Annotated in this window: 18 protein-coding genes; 6 read left to right on the forward strand and 12 right to left on the reverse strand. The window is 48.0% G+C overall.

Going from position 1 to position 19,765, the window contains the following annotated elements:
• Positions 1-62 precede the first annotated feature (62 nt).
• The 4 genes from DES40_RS11685 to DES40_RS11700 form a co-directional block, all read right to left on the reverse strand.
• Positions 63-578: an invasion associated locus B family protein gene (locus DES40_RS11685; RefSeq protein WP_121102961.1), complete on the reverse strand. Its 516-nt coding sequence runs from the start codon at positions 576-578 to the stop codon at positions 63-65.
• Between the two features lie 82 nt (positions 579-660).
• A complete protein-coding gene (locus DES40_RS11690) occupies positions 661-2,019 on the reverse strand; it encodes an MFS transporter (protein WP_170144979.1) in 1,359 nt (452 codons plus the stop codon).
• Positions 2,009-2,821: a lysophospholipid acyltransferase family protein gene (locus DES40_RS11695; protein ID WP_121102376.1), complete on the reverse strand. Its 813-nt coding sequence runs from the start codon at positions 2,819-2,821 to the stop codon at positions 2,009-2,011. The genes DES40_RS11690 and DES40_RS11695 overlap by 11 nt, the downstream gene beginning before the upstream one ends.
• Before the next feature lie 2 nt (positions 2,822-2,823).
• Positions 2,824-3,444: a TetR/AcrR family transcriptional regulator gene (locus tag DES40_RS11700; protein ID WP_170144980.1), complete on the reverse strand. Its 621-nt coding sequence runs from the start codon at positions 3,442-3,444 to the stop codon at positions 2,824-2,826.
• A 325-nt stretch (positions 3,445-3,769) separates the two neighbouring features.
• On the opposite strand from DES40_RS11700, the gene DES40_RS11705 reads away from it, so the two are divergent.
• Entirely contained in the window at positions 3,770-4,555 is a 786-nt protein-coding gene (locus DES40_RS11705; RefSeq protein WP_121102380.1) for an SDR family NAD(P)-dependent oxidoreductase, read from the forward strand.
• Positions 4,556-4,622: 67 nt separating this feature from the next.
• On the opposite strand, the gene cobT is transcribed toward DES40_RS11705, so the two are convergent.
• The 3 genes from cobT to DES40_RS11720 form a co-directional block, all read right to left on the reverse strand.
• Positions 4,623-6,425, reverse strand: a complete 1,803-nt coding sequence (gene cobT / locus DES40_RS11710) for a cobaltochelatase subunit CobT (protein ID WP_121102383.1) — start codon at positions 6,423-6,425, stop codon at positions 4,623-4,625.
• Positions 6,426-6,431: 6 nt separating this feature from the next.
• Positions 6,432-7,424, reverse strand: a complete 993-nt coding sequence (gene cobS / locus DES40_RS11715; protein ID WP_121102385.1) for a cobaltochelatase subunit CobS — start codon at positions 7,422-7,424, stop codon at positions 6,432-6,434.
• A 162-nt stretch (positions 7,425-7,586) separates the two neighbouring features.
• Entirely contained in the window at positions 7,587-8,204 is a 618-nt protein-coding gene (locus DES40_RS11720; RefSeq protein WP_121102387.1) for a J domain-containing protein, read from the reverse strand.
• Positions 8,205-8,244: 40 nt separating this feature from the next.
• Here DES40_RS11720 and DES40_RS11725 point away from each other — a divergent pair, with 40 nt between their 5' ends.
• Both DES40_RS11725 and DES40_RS11730 read left to right on the forward strand, forming a co-directional pair.
• Positions 8,245-8,523, forward strand: a complete 279-nt coding sequence (locus DES40_RS11725) for a BolA family protein (protein ID WP_121102389.1) — start codon at positions 8,245-8,247, stop codon at positions 8,521-8,523.
• Between the two features lie 95 nt (positions 8,524-8,618).
• Positions 8,619-9,764 carry a PQQ-dependent sugar dehydrogenase gene (locus DES40_RS11730; RefSeq protein WP_233345605.1) on the forward strand — a complete coding sequence of 382 codons (1,146 nt, stop codon included), beginning with the start codon at positions 8,619-8,621 and terminating at the stop codon, positions 9,762-9,764.
• A 10-nt stretch (positions 9,765-9,774) separates the two neighbouring features.
• Here the strand turns inward: DES40_RS11730 and DES40_RS11735 are convergent, their stop codons facing one another.
• From DES40_RS11735 to DES40_RS11745, 3 genes are read right to left on the reverse strand one after another with little or no spacing between them, the layout of a single operon-like run.
• Positions 9,775-11,076 carry an HlyC/CorC family transporter gene (locus DES40_RS11735; protein WP_121102963.1) on the reverse strand — a complete coding sequence of 434 codons (1,302 nt, stop codon included), beginning with the start codon at positions 11,074-11,076 and terminating at the stop codon, positions 9,775-9,777.
• Positions 11,077-11,094: 18 nt separating this feature from the next.
• Positions 11,095-12,231 carry a 3-dehydroquinate synthase gene (gene aroB, locus DES40_RS11740; RefSeq protein WP_121102393.1) on the reverse strand — a complete coding sequence of 379 codons (1,137 nt, stop codon included), beginning with the start codon at positions 12,229-12,231 and terminating at the stop codon, positions 11,095-11,097.
• Entirely contained in the window at positions 12,228-12,803 is a 576-nt protein-coding gene (locus tag DES40_RS11745) for a shikimate kinase (protein ID WP_121102395.1), read from the reverse strand. The genes aroB and DES40_RS11745 overlap by 4 nt, the downstream gene beginning before the upstream one ends.
• A 160-nt stretch (positions 12,804-12,963) precedes the next feature.
• Between DES40_RS11745 and DES40_RS13255 the strand changes: the two genes are divergently transcribed.
• From DES40_RS13255 to DES40_RS11755, 3 genes are all read left to right on the forward strand, one after another.
• Positions 12,964-13,104, forward strand: a complete 141-nt coding sequence (locus DES40_RS13255; RefSeq protein WP_170144981.1) for a hypothetical protein — start codon at positions 12,964-12,966, stop codon at positions 13,102-13,104.
• Positions 13,094-14,773, forward strand: coding sequence for a hypothetical protein (locus DES40_RS11750; protein WP_121102397.1), 1,680 nt, complete (start codon positions 13,094-13,096; stop codon positions 14,771-14,773). Before DES40_RS13255 ends, DES40_RS11750 begins: the two co-directional genes overlap by 11 nt.
• A gap of 114 nt (positions 14,774-14,887) precedes the next feature.
• Entirely contained in the window at positions 14,888-15,832 is a 945-nt protein-coding gene (locus tag DES40_RS11755; RefSeq protein WP_121102399.1) for an acetyl-CoA carboxylase carboxyltransferase subunit alpha, read from the forward strand.
• Positions 15,833-15,979: 147 nt separating this feature from the next.
• On the opposite strand, the gene DES40_RS11760 is transcribed toward DES40_RS11755, so the two are convergent.
• Together DES40_RS11760 and secA are read right to left on the reverse strand one after the other, a co-directional pair.
• Positions 15,980-16,672 (reverse strand): TorF family putative porin, encoded by a 693-nt coding sequence (locus DES40_RS11760; protein WP_121102400.1) that lies wholly within the window; start codon positions 16,670-16,672, stop codon positions 15,980-15,982.
• A gap of 317 nt (positions 16,673-16,989) precedes the next feature.
• Positions 16,990-19,668, reverse strand: a complete 2,679-nt coding sequence (gene secA / locus DES40_RS11765) for a preprotein translocase subunit SecA (RefSeq protein ID WP_121102402.1) — start codon at positions 19,666-19,668, stop codon at positions 16,990-16,992.
• Positions 19,669-19,765: the final 97 nt, after the last annotated feature.

A 19,765-nucleotide genomic window follows, 5' to 3' on the forward strand; every position in this document is an offset into this window, starting at 1 on the left:
GCTAAATGGGCGTTAACGGGCAAAGGGTCAAGATGCGAGGTCAGGAGAGCGTTTTTTATAAGCTAGCTACAGGCTGATTTGGCTTTGCGTAGTGCAGCCGTAACCCCTTTTAAAGAAAAGACATATGATGTTTCTGTGCCGCGTGCGCTGACGGCCTCTACGCGCATGTCGGCTCCAGCCCGCATCTTGCGAACCAGGTTTTGTTCATCATTCCCGCTTTCGATGAAAGCCTCATTATCTGCGGCATACATCATGACCTTGGTTGAGCCGACATACGCGGCAGGCGCGCGCGTTGTCTTAAGAGAGTAACCCGCTAAGAGGCTCGGCTGTTCTTTGGCGGCGCCAGATTTCCAATTGGCGACCATAAAAAAAATATCACCATGTTTAACATTAGCAGGGGCTTTGACTTCAGGTTTGGCTAATGCGTAACAAATACGGTCATTCCCTTCTGCTCGCGTGTAAACGGCCCAATCACTATAGGTGCCTTGTAATTTAGGTTCAGCAGCTTGCGCAGGGCTTGCGATAAAGCTCGCGCCCCAGACCAATATAGCAGAGAGTGTCAGTGCAAAAGTTTTCATGGTGTGGCCTGTTTTATTCATCACCCCTATTACGCCAGATATACGCTTAATTCCGCGTTAACGATAAAGGACTTTTCACAGCTTATGACACATATATTTTGTGCTCGACGGGTTTGACGCTGCGATAGATAGCATAAGCGGCGACAATCGCGCTCCCCACTATCACCATAAGGAAAGGGGATTTGGGCGGCAGCCGTAAGAGCGCCAGACCGATAAGGCCAAATGTCGTTATATTCACAAAGAGATTCAGCAAGACTGCGCCTGCGCTCATTAAGCGAGCGCGAATTTTTGGATCAGCGCGTCTTTGGGCCATAGCTTGTAAGGGGACGACAAATAATCCGTTACAAACAGAAGACAGTAAGACCGCGCCTAAAAAGGCTGGAGTGTGTGGGTTGGCGAGGAAGTCTGCCGCCGTGCCAAGCCTGTCACCATTATGGGTTGGGCTCGGTAAAAGGTAGACGAGCCCAATAAAGATCATGACTCCCGTAATGCCTAGGGCAGAAAGGCGCACGGCCTCAGGGCCCCAAATTTTCATGTTCCCGACAAACATGACGATAAGCGAGCCAAGCAAAATGGAAAGCGTGGAAAGGACAAGAATGACAATCAATACGCTGAAGTCATAACCCATAACAGTAGCGACATAATCTGGGAAAGTCGTCACAAAGACTGTTGATAGACCATAGAACCAAGCAATTCCCAGCATAGGGCGGAGAACTGTGGGGGCTTTCAAGGCATGAGACAGCGCAGTAAACGTAGCCGAGATGGGTTCAAAGTTTATTTTAAGCTCTGGTGTTGGCGCGGGAGCAGGCGGGCAAAATTCAGAGGCAATCCATCCAATGAGCGCAAATATCAAGAGCATACCCGCCACCATTTTGGGCCCGCCTTCGGTTAAGACTAAATATGTGGCGACGACCTGTCCGACCAAAACCATGACAAAGACAAAACCATTTAATAGCGCGTTGCCTCTAATTAATTCTTTTGGGGTTAGCCATTGCGGCAGAACTGCATTTTTTGTGGGAGAGAAAAACCCTGATTGCGCGCCCATCAACCCCAAAGCAAGGGCTAGGATTCGGACATCGACGAGCCAAAAGCCCAGCGCCGCAATACACATGATAAGAATTTCAAACCGTTTCACCCAGCGCAGAACGATGCCTCTGTCAAATTTATCAGAGATTTGCCCTGCGATAGGGCAGATTAGCGTAAAGGGGCCCGTGAATATGAGGGTCGCCACGGGCACGCGTATCGCAGATGGCAGGTCAGAAAGAAAAGCAATTCCGCCAAAAGTAATAAGGGCAATAAGAGCGTTCTTGAGCGCACTATCATTAAAGGTACCGGATTGCAGCAGGATAAAGAGCGGCGCGAAACGGCGCTTTACGATAAACCCTAACCCGCCTTTATCTTCGATAGGCGGAGTATCTGCCTCATTTATACTATTGGTCATGAGGGGATCCTGCTTCATTTTCCCGTTTCGCCCGTTTTTGGCGGGCCGTTTCGTTTTCACGTAATAGCCCAATATCTTGGGGATTGAGCGCGCCAAGATTGTCATGGTCAAGCAAGGCAATAGACTGTGTTTCTACTCGCTCTTGCAGTAATGCCATAAAGCTCTCTTTATCCATTCCAGGGGCGATGGGTTCCATGAATTCTATCGTGGCATGGCCTTGATGCTTTTTCCAGTCCATTTGATTCCAGCGTTGACCCAGCGAATTTGCCACAGGGATAACGGGGCAGTTAAAGTCATTATAAAGATGCCAAACCCCTTTCCGATAGCGATGATGGGTGCCAATTTCAGAGAGATGACCTTCGGGGAAGATCAAGATACGCCTCCCTTGATTTTTTATGATTTCAGCTTGGGCATCCATGTCCTGCCGCACATCAGAACCCCCACAGCTGTCAATCACAACGGCATTCATTTTATTTAAAATCTGCTTCAAGAGCGGGATTTTCAATAATTGGTCGCCCGTCACAAAAGAGAGGTCTTTGACATGAGAAAAAATTACATGGCCATCGCCATAGCTTTGATGTTTGGCGGCTAATATACAAAGGCCATCAGGGATATGCTCACGGCCTTTTACATTGACCTTAATGCCGGCAATGAAGCGCATGCCCCAGCAGATGATTTTAGTGTAAATTTGCACAGCAATCATCGTCATTTTTCGTCCAGGAATGAGCGTAAAAACCGTGATGAGGACGGCCCCAAGGGTCGTGACAGCATAGAAAAAGATATTAAAAAGAGTGGATCGCATCTTTATCCTTCCAACCCCAATATAGCTAAAACAGCCATAGAGAGCCGTCCTGCCTGCGGGAGAAGCGGGCCTTCTATAAGGCCCAAAATTTTTGACTGTGCGGTTTGTAAAACAACGCCAAGCGCCATAGCCGCCAAGAGGGCAGGGTCTTCACTGGCGATTTCGCCCTTATTCATAGCATCACTTAGCAGATCGCTGGCCGCGCCATGGGGGCTACGGTTTGGGCTCTCAGATAAGTTCGGAAAGCGGTGAAGATGCAAAATGTGATAGCGAAAGAGGGCCCAATCTGCGTCCGCTATGCGGCAATATTCTACGGTGATACGCCTGACTTTGTCGTCCAGAGATATATCCATTCCTGCAATATCCGTAATCATGTGGGTTAGGCGCCTATCTATGGCGAGCATCAAAGCGCGGGCGAGTGCATCTTTGCTTTTATAATGTTTGTAAAGCAACCCCTCTGAGACAGAGGCAGCTTGGGCGATGCGTTTGGTCGACACCCCTTCAATCGTTGCGATTGAAAATAATTGCAGTGCGGCGCGCTCAATGCGGCCCTTTCCCGTATCTGGGGCTGCAATAATGGCCGGCAAGTCGCCATCGGGGTCAGGTAAAGTTTCAGTCTTCAAGATGACGCCCTTTCTTTTGGGGGGGCTGGATAGGGCACTGAATGCCTTATTGGCGTTATAGTGATTAAACACTTACTTAATGTCAAGTCGTCTTTGAGGGCTTCTGGTGCCTGAAACAGTCAAATGTGAGTAATCACTTAATCAAAATATGAGGCTGCGCCATGTATTTGCGCTGTGTGTTACTGGCGAAAGCGACAAAGGGTATAAAACCACAACAGAAATGAAGTGACCCTATTTTGAATTTTCTCAAGACAAGCGCGCTCAGCAGGATTATGAGAACGGTGAAATTTAATTACGAGTTTTGACCGTTTAAAAGGATTCCATTATGAAACTTTCTTCTGATTTTTCAGCCATTGTAACGGGCGGGGCTTCAGGCCTAGGCGAGGCGACAGCTCGGGGTCTGGCGGAAAAAGGCGTTAAAGTCGGTATTTTCGACATGAATGAAGAGCGCGGAGAACAGGTCGCCAAAGAAATTGGCGGTGTTTTTACCAAAGTAAACGTCGCAGATAATGATAGCGTTGATGCGGGCTTTGACTTTGTGCGCGCCGTAAATGGCCAAGAGCGTATTTTGGTGAATTGCGCCGGCATTGGCGGCGGCATTAAAACCGTGGCACGAAAACGCGATACAGGCGAAATTATACCGCATGATCCCGCGGCCTATATCCGTATCATCAATATTAATCTTATTGGGTCGTTTTTATGCGCCTCGAAATCTGCGGCGGGCATGATGACGCTCGACCCAATTGATTCAGACGGCGAGCGCGGTATCGTCATCAATACAGCCTCGGTTGCGGCGCAAGACGGTCAAATCGGGCAAGTGGCTTATGCAAGCTCAAAAGGCGGCATTTTATCAATGGCGCTGCCAATGGCGCGTGACCTTGCCCGCGAAGGCATTCGAGTTAACACGATCCTGCCGGGGTTCTATGAAACACCCATTTATGAGCAGATGAAACCCGAAGTAAAAGAAAACCTACGTGCCCATGTGCAGTTCCCTGTCCGTTTCGGACAGCCCAAAGAATACGCCCAAGTCGTCGAATTTATGTGCGAGCACGGTTACATCAATGCGGAATATATCCGTACAGATGCAGGCGCACGGATGCCGCCGCGCTAACTCAATTTGTAATAACTCATGTAAATGAAACTTTCGCGGTGTTTCAAACAGAAACGCCGCGATAATCTTAACTATCAAACAGTTCAGCTAGCTTTTCTGTCATGGCGCCGCCAAGTTGTTCTACATCCATAATAGTGATGGCGCGTTTATACCATCGCGTTACATCATGGCCGATACCGATAGCGACGAGTTCGACCTCGCTTCGGTTTTCAATCATATCAATCATCATGCGTAGATGGTTCTCGAGAAGCCCTGTTTTATTCTGGCTTTGCGTCGCATCATCCACGGGCGCACCATCGGAAATCACCATCAAAATTCGGCGTTGTTCGGGCCGCGCCATAAGTCGCTTATAAGCCCAATCCAGCGCTTCTCCGTCAATATTTTCCTTCAGCAAGCCTTCACGCATCATGAGGCCAAGATTTCGCTTAGCGCGCCGCCAAGGCATGTCGGCGGCTTTATATACAATATGCCGTAGGTCGTTCAGTCGTCCCGGTTGTTGTGGTTTTCCATTCGCCAGCCAGTCTTGGAAGCTCTTGCCGCCTTTCCAAGCGCGAGTCGTAAAGCCTAAAATTTCGGCTTTAACGCCGCAGCGCTCGAGCGTCCGCGCCATAATATCAGCCGTCACCGCCGCCACCATAATCGGGCGACCTCTCATAGACCCGGAATTATCGATCAAAATGGTAACAACCGTATCGCGGAAATCTGTTTCTTTTTCCTCTTTAAACGTCAGCGCCGACATCGGGTCAATAATCACGCGGGTTAGACGGGCTGTATCCAGCATGCCTTCTTCAAGGTCGAAAGTCCAAGAGCGTTGCTGTTGGGCCAAGAGGCGGCGTTGAAGACGATTAGCGAGGCGAGAAATGGCGCCAGACAGTCCTTGCATATGGCCATCTAAATAACCACGAAGGCGCTCCAATTCTTCGGGCGGGCAGAGATCCTCAGCCTTTATCACCTCATCATGGCTGGTTGTATAGACTCCATAAGGCGGCGTCGCATTGGACATGTTGGGACGTTGCGGCGCGTTCTCAGGGTTTTGATCGGTATCGTCTTGTTCGCCTTCGATGTTTTCAGCATCGACCATGTCTTGGGGCTCAGCGGAATCATCATCCATTGCATCGGCATCTGATACATCGGTCTGGCCGGGTTCGTCTTCTTGTGGGCTGTCGTCAGGTTGATCTTGGGGGTTATCTTGATCTTCGGAGCTTTCATCCTCTTGATCGTCATCTTCCTCAGGATTGGCGCGGTCATCATTTAGCTGAAAATCTGCAATAAGGTCGTTGACCGATTGGCCAAAGGCATCTTGGTCCGGCATAAGCTCGCGTAACTGCCGCATATATTTACCCGCGGTGTCTTCAATCTCGTTCCGCCAAGCCTGCATAATACCTTGGGTCGATTTCGGTAAGTCGCGCCCTGTTAAAACCTCTCGTGCATAAAGACCTACGGCCTCGGCAAAGCTCATGTCGTCTTTAGCGATATCTACCTTATCAAAGCCTTTGCGTTTAGAGCGCTCAGACAAGGCCGCCTGAAGGTTATCACCTAGTCCAGATAAATGCTGCATACCAAGCGCTTCGACGCGCGCTTGTTCCATAGCGTCAAAAACCATACGAGCAGGCCCCGTCGCAGGTTGGTTTTTCGTGTTCGTGTCTTTATTATGCAAGGCAAGGCGTAGCGCGATACCATCGGCTTCGCCTCGGGCTTTGGCAATGGCAAAGGGTTTGGGTTTTGGCGGCAAAGCTGGCAACATGACTTGGTCGCGAACAATGCCAGCCACATCTCCGCCATAGGAAACCTCTAGCTCAGGCTCACCCGAAATCGCTTTCGTCGCAGAGGCGAGAGAGCGCTTGAATGTATCAATGGGCGTAGAGGTCATAGCCCACTAAGCGACCATGACGGTCGCGGCGCTTTCTGGCAGATCCGTTCCAAAGGCACGTTGATAAAACTCACTGATAATCGGGCGTTCGAGTTCGTCACATTTGTTCAGGAACGTAAGGCGGAAAGCTTGGGCAATGTCACCACCAAAAATGCGAGCATTTTCAGCCCAGTTCATCACCGTACGCGGCGACATAACAGTAGAAATATCGCCAGCAATAAAGCTGTTACGGGTCATATCCGCAACACGTACCATAGAGGCGATAAGGTCTTTTCCTTCGGGCGTGTCATAGCTCGGCGATTTGGCCAGTACGATGGCTTCTTCTTCGTCATGGGCAAGATAGTTTAGCTGACACACAATAGACCACCGGTCCATTTGTCCTTGGTTAATCTGCTGGGTACCGTGATAAAGCCCTGACGTATCGCCAAGCCCAACTGTATTGGTGGTTGAGAAAATACGGAAAGCCGAATGGGGCGTAATTACGCGGTTTTGATCAAGCAATGTCAAGCGACCTTGGGCTTCGAGTACCCGCTGAATCACAAACATTACATCAGGGCGGCCCGCATCATATTCGTCAAAGACGAGCGCAACGGGGTTTTGTAGCGCCCAGGGTAAAAGGCCTTCACGGAATTCTGTAATTTGTTTTCCATCTTTTAAAACAATAGCGTCTTTACCCACTAAATCGATACGTGAGACATGGCTGTCCAGATTGATACGCACCATGGGCCAATTCAACCGCGCAGAGACTTGTTCAATATGTGTAGATTTCCCAGTGCCGTGATAACCCTGCACCATCACACGGCGATCATAAGCAAACCCCGCCAAAATGGCCTGAGTTGTGCGGTCATCAAACCGATAGGCTTCATCAATGGCTGGAACATATTCTGATTTCTTAGAGAAAGCGGGGACATCCATATCAAAGTCAACGCCAAAGACTTCGCGTGCAGAGACTGTAATATCAGGTTGCATGAGAGGGAATTTTTCGTCTGTGTCAGTCATGTTGCATCTCTAAAATAGTTTGGTCTCAATCAGGATGAATACACGCCCTGTTTGAGAACCATGTGGCCTCAGCCCATTTCGCGTCATATTCCGCGAACCTCTAAAACTTCGCGGGATATGACAAGTGAAAATGTGGCGATAAGGATATTCAGTTTTGAGTCTTTATCCTAAATCAGTCGTCTTCAGAACTTTCATAGCCGTCACGACGCGTTGGAAGCTCTCTTCCGTGTTGCGTTGTCCCTGATTGGCATCGGGATGGAGTTGTTTGACAAGCTGAGTATAGCGTTTGCGGACGTCCTCTTTAGTAGCAGAATCATCCAAGCCTAGATCATTCAAAGCTTTCATTTGAAGTTTAGAGAGACGGCGACGCGGCGTATCTGTTTGATCAGGAATGCCGCCTTCACCAAAGATAGAATAACCTTCTGAAGTGGCAGAGGTTGACCCAGCTTTGCGCTTCTTTTGCGCCTTGGCGCGTTCGCCTGTATTTTTGCGAACATCCCAAGTCGGCCGATGGCCATGACGGGCGCCGACTTGCCATTCTTTGATGTCGTCATCCGTCATATTAGAGAAGAAATTCCAGTTCTTGTTATATTCGCGAGCATGGGTTGTGCAGAAATTAAAATAATCTCGTAGGCGGTCAGGGCTTTTTGGGGCTTTGCAGCCACCTTTAGAGGTACAGCCTGCCCAATCGCACTCTAATTGGCTTGGCGGTTTCTTCTTTTTCGTGCGGGCAACACGTATATCTATACCTTTGGGTTTGTATTCGTAATTATCGGGCATATATCTCTAACAGGACAGAACAATTTAAGGACTGCGCAAAATGGGCATTATCGCCGCGGCAATCAAGGAAAAACTGGAACAAAGTTTCAATCCATCGCAGTTAGTGGTGGTGGATGAGTCACATCAACATGCGGGGCATGCAGGGGCAGCAGCGCATCAAGCGGCTGGAGGCTCTGCCGAGAGCCATTTTACGGTGAAAATTACCTCTGAAAAATTTCAAGGCATGAACCGACTGGCGCGTCACCGCGCGGTTATTGAGGCACTCGGCGAGACAGTCGACAAAATTCATGCTATTAGTTTCGACATCGAAGCAGAATAACGACTTCACAAAGACGTGAAGTCATTATGCAACGCTTTAGCTGTATTGGGCATTAGTCCCCATAGATGTCGCTAATCAAATCAGAAAGGTTTTCTATGTTCACTCGTATTTTGGCTCTATCGGCCACGCTGGGTTTATTATCTTCTACAGCTATGGCGAAAATCGGAGATGTGGAAACCGTCACCGGGAGTGATGGCGTCGTCTTGAACGCGAGACATGTAGAGACATTTGATAAAGCTTGGTCCATGGCATTCTTGCCTGATGGCCGCGCCTTAGTGGCAGAGAAAGAAGGCGCAATTTGGCTTTTAAATACACGCGGTAAGAAGCTTGGTAAAATTACAGGTGGGCCGCGTGTTTCAGAACGCGGTCAAGGCGGATTTGGAGACATCTACATCCCGTCAGATTTTAGCAAGACTGGCGAAGTTTATTTCTCTTATGTAGAGCGCGACGCCGCAAATGATGCCTTGTCTGGTGCGGTTGTTGAAAGCGCAAAACTGCAATTAACGGCGACAGGTGGCAAGCTGACTAATCGTCAGTCTGTTTGGGTGCAGTCACCCAAGGTCGAAGGAAATGGGCATTATGGACACCGTATTGGTGTATCCCCTGACAATTATTTATTTATCACATCTGGTGAGCGTCAAAAATTTACGCCCTCGCAAAATATGGATATGAACTTGGGAAAGGTCGTTCGCCTGAATAGAGATGGGACTGTGCCAGAAGACAATCCGTTTTATGCTAGCGGCGGCGTTACGGCTCAAATTTGGACACTTGGCCATCGTAACCCACTTGGTCTTGATTTTGATGCGGATGGGCAATTATGGGTGCATGAGATGGGCCCGCGTCACGGCGATGAGTTAAACAAAATTATTCGATCAAAAAATTATGGTTATCCCGTCGTCTCTAATGGTGATCATTACAGCGGCGTTGAAATACCAGATCACGACACGATGCCAATATATGAAGCGCCTGCCGTTTATTGGGTGCCAGCCATTAGTCCTGCTGGGTTTTCAATATACAAAGCTAGCTTGTTTAAAGATTGGATCGGCGATGGCTTTATTGGCGGGTTAGGTTCCGAAGCTCTTATCCGCGTTGATATGGACGCGAAAAGCGGCCCAAAAGAAGCCGCACGCTATGAATGGGGCAAGCGTATTCGCGAAGTCGAAACGGGGCCTGACGGCGCTATCTATGTTCTAGAGGACATGGAAGATGGCCGTTTGTTGAAGTTAACGCCGAAAGGTTAAACGGTTTAATTCAACTTTCGCTGCGTTGATCAGGTTCATAAGTCTTGGCGACTTTCAAAGACTGAATCTGATTGCGCTGACGTTCTAATATTTCGAATCGATAGCCGTGATAAGCAAAGGCCTGTCCTACGGTCGGGATTGTTTGACTTTCATGAATCACCAGCCCCGCAATCGTCACCGCTTCATCATCGGGTAATTTCCAATCCATTGCCCGGTTTAAATCCCGAATAGCAACGTCTCCGCGCACAACAGCACCGCCTTCTTTGCGGCGTTCAACGCCTTTAACCTCTTCATCATGCTCATCTTGGATGTCGCCAACAATTTCCTCCAAAATATCTTCGAGCGTGATAACGCCCATTAAAGCCCCATACTCATCAACAACAAGGGCGAAATGCTCGCGCTTATGTTGAAAGGCGCGCAGCTGTTTCACGACAGACGTTGTTTCAGGGACGAACCAGGCTTCGCGCGCGAGGCGTTTCAAGTTCAATCCACTTAGGTCGCCATCAAGTCTTGCCATAGATTTCAGCAAGTCTTTAACGTGTAACACACCGACAACGTCATCTTGATCCGTATTATAAAGTGGCAACCGGGAATGACCGCTCGCCAAGACATTTTTAATTACGGCCTCTGGTGGATCATTAATATCGATCATGGATAAGTTCTTCCGATGGATCATGACGTCTTCGACATCTAATTCACCGATTTCCAATACGCCGTAAATTTGATCGCGTGCTCTCTTTGCCACGCCGCCTTCTTGAAGGTGTAAATCAACGGCTCCTTTAATTTCATCGGCCGCCGTCCATGCAGACGCATCCGTATCGACGCCAAAGAGGCGTAACACGCCGTTCACGATAAGCTGAACAATCGAAACAAATGGCGCAAAAATTCTGACGATTAAATCAACGGGGCGCGCAACAATGAGGGCCAATTTGTCGGGTTGGGAAATCGCATAAGTCTTGGGTAAAACCTCTGCAAAAATCAAAATCAAGAGGGTCATAACAATTGTGGCTAAGACCAAAGCCATTCCGCCTTCGCCAAAAAGATTCGTGAATAATGCGGTCGTTAAAACGGACGCCAAGATATTCACGAGATTGTTCCCAAGCAAAATGCCGCCCAATAATCGCTCGCGTTTGTTCAAAAGCTTTGTGACGATTGTGGCGCGTTTATCGCCGTCTTTTTCTGCGGCGTGCATACGAACGCGAGAAGCGGCTGTGAGAGAGGTTTCAGAGCTTGAGAAAAATCCAGAGCAGACAAGTAGAACTAAGATAATACCTATCAGGGTTAAATTGGCTGGGTCTAAAAAGGCAGACATTAACTGTGTTTCCATTTCCTAAGGATCTGAGGAAGCCGTAAGGCTTGTGAGAAAGTTTTCAACATCTTTATCTGCAACGCCTTTTTGTACAAAGGCACCGCCAATAGACTTCACAAGAATTAAAGTAATTAATCCAGATTCATTTTTCTTATCCTGCCCCATATAATGCGTCAGGCGCTTTGGGTCCACGAGCCGTGTCTGTTCAGAGGCAATGGAAGGCATAGATAGTTTTTCGAGGTGGCGGCCAACCCGAATGGCAGCGTCATTATCGCAAAGGCCTTTTTGAACGGAATATTGGAAAGCCATTTCCATCCCAACACTGACGGCTTCGCCATGAAGTAAATCGCCATCATAGCCCGCATCAAGTTCAAGCGCATGGGCAAAGCTATGACCCAAATTTAGCAAGGCACGCTGTCCTTTTTCATGTTCATCTGCGGCAACAATACGCGCTTTTGTCGTGCAAGATTGCTTAATGGCCTTTAATAAGGCTGCATTGTCTAGGGCCAATAATTTCTCTCCGCCCTCATCATCTAGCCAATCAAAAAAAGCCCTATCGCCTAAGAGACCATATTTTAAAACTTCGGCGTAACCGGCTTTGATTTCTCGTTGGGGCAATGTCTTTAAAACATCTGTGTCTGCGATGACGGCTTTGGGCTGATAAAAAGCGCCGACGAGATTTTTCCCAAACCGATTATTGATGGCAGTTTTGCCGCCGACAGAGCTGTCCACTTGGGCTAAGAGCGTTGTAGGAATTTGAACAAAGGGCATGCCGCGTTTAAACATGCTGGCCGCAAACCCGGCCAAATCACCAATTACGCCGCCGCCAAATGCAATAAGCAAATCTGAACGATCAAAACCGCCTTTGAACAGACTCTCTAAAACCTGCTCAAGTCCTTCAAAGCTTTTCTGTGCTTCTCCGGCAGGGCGAACACACACATGCGTTTCATAAGAAGAGAGCGCCGCTTCGAGCGTCTTGCCATGTAGGGCCCAGACATTTTCATCCGTGATAATGGCGACCTTTTTTGACGGAGCATAAGGCGCAATCAGATTGCCAGCCTGGCTCAGTAGTCCCTCACCAATATAGATAGGATATCGCCTATCCCCTAATTCCACGGTTAATTTTTCGGGGGCGTTATGCGGGCTCACTTCATTCATGGGGATGGCTTTTTATTTGTCTCTTGATATTTCTGTATGGCTTTAATGACCCGGTTAACTGTGCGGATATGGGGGCCTTTTGCGATAGGCACATGGATATGGGCTTGAGCATAAATAGGGTGCCTAGCTTCGATCAATTCTTGCAATTTGGCACGTGGATTTTCGACTTGTAATAAGGGGCGTTTATTATTGCGGCTGACACGTTCGAATAAAGTGTCTAAATCCCCTTTAAGCCACACTGTCAGGCAATGCGTGTTCAATATTTCTCGTGTTTCCTCATGAGTGAAGGCTCCGCCGCCAGTGGCTAAGATGATGGATGCTTTTTTAATATCCGGATCCACCAGACGGTTGATAACGCGTTTTTCACCTTCTCGGAATTGGGCTTCTCCGTGGTCTCGGAAATATCCCGCGACGGTTCGGCCAGAGGCTTTTTCAATTTCATGATCTGAATCAAAAAACTCACGCGATAGGCGTCTGGCTAAACGGCGACCAATCGTGGTCTTTCCAACGCCCATCATGCCAATCAGGGCAATATTTGGCGCGTCAGACACGGCTATTTTCTGTCTTGGCATGAATGCCCTTTTATTTTTCATATTCGTGATGTTTTCACGATAACATCAGCTTACCCATGCAGTAATTATTGGGCTTTCTGACAATTTTCCTTAATATGGTCACAAATTGAGTTATGCTCAACCATTAAAGCGCTTTGCGTTGATTTGTCGGACGGATAATATGAAAAAAGCTGTAATAGCCTTAATAGTTGTTCTTTTTGTGTTGGTTGTGGGGTTTTCGTTTTTCTTAACCCAAGCCTCGCCCGACAATGCCCCGCAAGAGGTTAGCATAACAGAGCTGCCCGATACTTATGAGAAATAAGAAACCCGTTTCTGTCATGCGTTATAAAACCCTCTGTCTACTAGGGGCCGCCTTCGCTTTATCAGTTGCTGAGGCGTCAATGGCACAGAGCCGAAATGTTTATATTCCTGACCCAGAGCAGGAAAACCGTCTGGCCATTCAACCCGGGGAAATTGAACAAGGTACACTGGATGCGCCCACAGCATATGATGCAGGGATAATCGACATACGAAGCGGAGGCCTTGACCCCAATCTTTGGCAAGGGACATCGGCGCCGCGTGCCGTAGAATTAATTCAAAACGCGCCAGTGCATACGGCTGACCCTTTGGTAAAGGATATGGTCAATGCCGTTTTATTATCTTCCGGTATTCCGCCAGAAGGTGATGGCGAAGCGTTAAAGCGCTATAATGTAGCGAAACTAGAAGCTATCACTGCGTCTGCTGATATTTCAGTGTTGGAGTCCCAAATAAACAGAAGCGGCGCTTCTGTTCGAACGCCAGTCTTTCAAGCCGAGTTAGCCTTGCGTAAAGGAGAAACTGCCAAGGCCTGTTCGCTTTCTGATACAATTACCGAGGGTCGCGCCGATGTTTTTTGGTCACGCCTGCGGACGCTATGCCATTTACAACGTGAAGAGTTTTCAGCAGCAGAGCTCACCACAGAATTGCTCCGCAATGAGGGTTATGAGAATGATTTATATTATGACCTTGTCCGAGTTTTAAGCGGTGTCACCAAGGCGATGCCAGTTCCAGAAAGCAATGCCGACCCAATTAATCAAACGCTGTATAGAATGGCGGCGACGGCTCTAAATGCCGCCCGACCAGGACAAGCTTTTGACCCAAAAGCGGACCCTGAATTACGTCTATCCGCTCTATTGAGATTTTTAGATCAGTTTTCAAAAACGCAGATTGAACAAGTGTTCTCTGACCTCGCTTTCAATCCAAATGACCTCGAAGGTTCTTCTAGTTTTGATTTAGAAAGCGCCCTAACCAATAATAGCGCGCAGGGTGTGGCTCAGCTTTTCCTATTGGCAAAAACCAGAGGTAATCCGCAAAGCGCGGTCCCTGCTTTTTCAGCTCTTATGAAACGCATAGGGGATGATAAGAGCCGCAAGCGTCTGACCGAAATATTTGCAGAGAACATCCAGTCTTGGCCCGCCGACATTAAAGCGCAAACAAATCTTGCTTATTTCGCCCGTCATTCCGTGCGGCATAAAGATGTTTTGGGACTACAAAACTTATATGCAGCCTTGCCAGAGTCCCAAGAGCGGGACCGTATTGCTCTGGCCGCAGATGCTCTGGGTAATGGATTTATGGTCGGTCAGCTAGGTGGAGATATTGACCGGCGTCTGACTTCTGAAAAAAATGAGCGTGCCATCAGAGATGCTTTTTTAGGGTTGGCTTTAGGCGCCCAAATTTCAGAAACAGCCTTAAATATATTGCCGCAATCTAAAATCCAATCCGTGTCAAAAATATCTGAAGGGGATAAAGCTGTTTTAAAAGCGAATGCCAAAGCGCGTCATACGGCGCAATTCCTCTTGCGGCTGACACCCATATTAGAATCTGCCTATTCTGAAACAGGTGAGCTTTCGACGCCAGATATTGCATTTATCATCGAGCAATTACAGATAATTGGGTTGAAAGATTTTGCAAATCGTATTGCGGCCAGAGATTTTTTGGTGCCGCTTGAGTAATCTGCGATACATTTAAGGAGCGGTCAGCTTGGACTATATTTGTATCCAAGGCTTGTGCCGCGCGATAAAGGGACTATACCCATCCGCTGATTTTACAGTTCCGGAGCGCTATTTATGGCGAGAACGTATTTAGATTTTGAACGGTCATTGGCAGAAATCGATGCCAAAATTGATGACCTTTTGGCGAGCGAAGGTGAAGCCGCTAAGGGGCTAGCCGAGCTTCGGGCCAAGGCGGATGCTGAGCTTAGCAAACTCTATACAAAACTTGGCCCATGGGAAAAAACCCGAATTGCGCGACATGAGGCCCGCCCGCATTACACGGACTATGTGCGTGATTTGGTGACGGATTATACTCCTTTATCAGGCGATCGAAAGTTCGGCGATGACAATGCGCTATTGGGCGGTCTCGGTAAAATTCGTGGCCGTTCTGTTGTTGTTATGGGGCATGAAAAAGGCACCGATACGGAAAGCCGCCTTAAGCATAATTTTGGTATGGCCAACCCAGAAGGTTATCGCAAAGCGGTGCGTTTGATGGATTTGGCTGAGAGATTTTCAATTCCAGTCGTAAGCTTTGTTGATACGGCGGGTGCCTATCCAGGGCGAGGCGCAGAAGAGCGTGGCCAAGCCGAAGCAATTGCGCGGTCAATTGATCGAGGATTATCTCTGAAGGTCCCTTTTATCTCTGTCATTACGGGCGAAGGTGGCTCTGGTGGTGCAGTCGCCATTGCTACAGCTGACCGTGTGATGATGTTAGAGCATTCAATCTATAGCGTTATTTCTCCTGAAGGCTGTGCTTCGATTTTGTGGCGCGATGGCACGAAAGCCCAAGATGCGGCTAAGGCTATGAAAATAACCGCGCAGGATCTTAAGCGTTTAAAAATAATTGATACTATTATCAAAGAACCGATAGGCGGCGCGCATCGCACGCCAGAAAGAGCGATTAAAAAAGTTGGCACAGCCATTGTCAAAGCGCTGGACGAATTATCAGAAAAATCAGCAGTAGATTTAATTAAAGATCGCCGAGGTAAATTCCTCAATATTGGCCGTAGCTTACAATAGGCCTTAGTGAGCCTTTCTTAAGCGCCGGCATATTGCTGTAAATTTTCACTATACCTTAGCATGATGAGCTCGAAAATTCGGGCAAGAAAAAACCCTGCCGCACCCCTTTATAGCGACAGGGTTTTTAACCCGGATTTACCGGAAGGCTTAGAAGCCAGCAGCGACGCCGACACCTAGATAGAAGAGATTGTCTTTAGGTGTTGTTTTTGTGAAACCTAAAGTGTCTTCAGAGCTTAGCACGTAATTTGCGGCCGCATAAACGCTGACATCCTCTGTGAAAGCATAACCGAGTGAGGCTGTTGCTTGACCATATTCATAGTCTCCGCCGCCATCAACCATGACCAGACCGCCAGTGACGCCAAGGTCAAAACTTGTTGCCTCTGACACAGGGAAGCTATGTCCTAAACCACCTTCAAGTGTGAAGGCTTCTAGGTCGATGTCATAATAAGCCGTTACAGAGGGTGATAAAACTGTGTCAAAGCCAACGCCTGCTGAGAACTCTAACGTGTCACCTCCATCTGGGTAGTGATAAAGTGTTGCGCCAACACTTGCACTGACCGTATCAGATAGGGAGAAACCATAACCCGCATAAAAATCGATTTCATCTGTATCAGCCATGCTGTCTGAGCCTAGACCTGTTGAAGCCCAAGCGCCCACAGAGAAATCACCCACTGAAACTTCGATGCCGGGTTGGATAGCTGAATCTTCAAGGCTAACACCGCGGAAGACATATTCTGTTACATAATCAATCGAGGTAGAGACGCTAACATCCTGAGCCAAGGTTGCGGGGGCAATTGCCGAGCTTGCTAATAGGGCTGCGACTGCAATGAGTTTTTTCATAATGATCTCCGTTCAAAACTCTCCAATGTTGGCCGACGGTAGTGTCAATCCGAACAATTTCTGTGCATTCTGATTAGAGGGCAGAAACACAGCTGGCGATGTGAAGGCGAGGATTCTGGAGGAAATGCAGGGTGTTGCACCGCATTTGTGCGCAAATGTCGGGGAATTGTACGGGCATAAGACAAATGCCACTAATTTCGATGATTCAGGAAAAAATCATCGGGTGTTGCGAAAAAACATCAATATTTTTCGTAATTAGCAAGGGGAAGGAGGTCAAAAGGTAAATTATACCCTTTGACCTTAAAAGTTTAATAAATTTATATAGCGCCGTGGCAATGTTTGAACTTTTTACCCGATCCGCAAGGACAAGGGGCGTTCCGGCTGACGCCTTCCATTTGTTCGGCTGTTAATTGTGCAGCCTCTGGAGACGATGAGACAATATCCATAGGCGATCGCGCCGAACTGGCTTGAGCGGCGGCTTGTTGTTGGCGCATCGTTTCATTTTGTTGGCGCTGCATTTGTACATTAAGCAACAAGTTCATGATGGCTTTCGTCACGTCTTCACGCAGACTTGTCAAAAGTTTGTCAAACAGGGTGAAGGCTTCGGTCTTATATTCATTAAGCGGATCACGTTGGCCTTGGCCACGCATCCAAATAACTGACTTTAGCGCATCTAGTTGCTGCAAATGCTCGCGCCAGTTTTTATCGATGACTTGTAAAAGAACTTGCTTTTCAGCGCGCCGCATTTCTTCATCAGCGACACCATCTGTCAGTTGAACAAACGCATCATCTCCGGCCTTTTTCAGCCGGCTGAGCATTTCTTCGTCAGCAATGCCTTCTTCTGCCGCCCATTTGTCAAAAGGAATGTCCATAAGCATGGCATTTTTTGTGGCTTCATTTAGCGCCGCAACGTCCCATTGCTCCGCATAGGCTTTTTTCGGGATATGGGTTTCAATAAGGTCTTCTGCGAGTTGATGACGGAAGTCTTCGATAACGTCAGAGACATCATCGTCTGTCATGAATTCCATACGCTGTTCGAAAATCGTTTTGCGTTGGTCATTCATCACGTCGTCATATTTCAGCAAGTTTTTCCGAATGTCGAAATTGCGTTGCTCAACGCGAACTTGCGCGCGTTCGACAGCTTTGGACATGAAACGGTTGGTTAGGTGTTCACCTTCTTCAAACTTCATAGTCGCCATCATGGACTTTAAGCGATCACCACCAAAAATCCGCATCAGATCATCTTCGGTGGAGAGATAAAATTTTGATCGCCCTGGGTCGCCTTGACGCCCTGTTCGGCCGCGCAGCTGATTATCGATGCGCCGGCTTTCATGCCGTTCCGTACCCAAGACATAAAGTCCGCCTGCGGCAAGCGCCTTTTCTTTAAGGGCTTTAATCTCGTCTTTTATTCTGGCTTCAATTGCTTCAGCTTCGGTTTGAGAGGCACCTTTTGGCACTTCCTGCTCTAGCCGCATTTCTAAATTACCGCCCAATTGAATATCTGTACCCCGACCCGCCATATTAGTCGCGATGGTGACCGCGCCAGGAACGCCCGCTTGGGCTACGATAGAGGCTTCTTGGTCATGGAACCTTGCATTCAAGACACGGTGGTCCACGCCGCGTTGCGTCAAATATTCAGAAAGGCTTTCTGATTTTTCAATACTTACTGTACCCACAAGAATAGGTTGGCCTTTTGCTGATTTCTCTTCGATGTCATCAACAATGGCTTTAAACTTCTCTTGTTCAGTCCGATATATAACGTCTTCATCGTCTATGCGCTGGATAGGACGGTTAGTAGGAATCACGAGAACTTCGAGACCGTAAGTTTCAGCGAACTCACCAGCTTCGGTTTCGGCTGTACCTGTCATGCCTGATAGCTTTTTATACAGGCGGAAATAATTTTGTAACGTGACAGAGGCGAGGGTCACGTTTTCAGGTTTAATATCGACACTTTCTTTGGCCTCAATGGCTTGGTGCAAGCCATCAGAAAGACGACGGCCATCCATCATTCTGCCAGTAAATTCATCAATCAAAACGACCTCTTCATTTTTGACGATGTAATCTTTGTCGCGGACGTAAAGCTTATGGGCTTTAAGGGCTTGGTTGATGTGGTGAACGATAGTGACGTTTTCTACGTCATATAGGCTCTCACCTTCAAGCATTTCGCGTTCACGAAGCAAGGCTTCGATTTGCTCATTGCCTGCTTCGTTGAATGTGGCTGAGCGGGCTTTTTCATCAACTTCATAGCCGTCTTCATGGATGAGAGGGATGAGCGTATCGACGAGGCGGTAAAGTTCTGATTTGTCATCTGTCGGGCCAGAAATAATCAATGGGGTTCTGGCTTCATCAATCAAGATTGAATCGATTTCATCGATAATGGCATGAGCATGTCCACGTTGAGACATCTCATCGACTGAGAGCTTCATATTATCGCGTAGATAATCAAAGCCAAACTCATTATTCGTGCCATATGTAATATCACAGGCATAGGCCGCCTTGCGCTGATTTCCATAAGCTTCGTAATTATTGATGCAATCAACACTCAGCCCAAGGAAGTTGAAAACCTGACCCATCCATTCTGAGTCGCGGCGGGCCAGATAGTCATTGACGGTAATGATATGGACGCCTTCACCCGACAGTGCGTTAAGGTAAGCGGCAAGTGTAGAGACGAGGGTTTTACCCTCGCCCGTCCGCATCTCTGCCACTTCGCCGCGGTGGAGCGTGATACCGCCAATAAGCTGAACGTCGTAATGTCTCTGCCCTAGGGTGCGCTTGGCGGCTTCTCGGACAGTCGCAAAAGCTTCGGGGAGTAAGTCATCTAGGCTCTCGCCCTCTGAAAAGCGCTTTTTATAGATTTCCGTCTGCGCTTTCAGCGCATCGTCTGTCATCGCCTCAAATGTAGGCTCTAGATTGTTAATCTTCGCAACGAGGGGGCGCAGTTTCTTCAAAGTTCGGTCATTTTCAGTGCCGAAAATCTTCTTCGCGATGCCTAACATGAAGGCTCCTGATATCTGTTGTCGGTCGGAAGCCAATATTCTAGGCTTTTGACTGTGTAATACTTTGTGGTGACTTAAGAAGCCTCCCTTGGTAAGT

This window comes from Litorimonas taeanensis (genome assembly GCF_003634015.1).
GTDB lineage: Bacteria > Pseudomonadota > Alphaproteobacteria > Caulobacterales > Maricaulaceae > Litorimonas > Litorimonas taeanensis.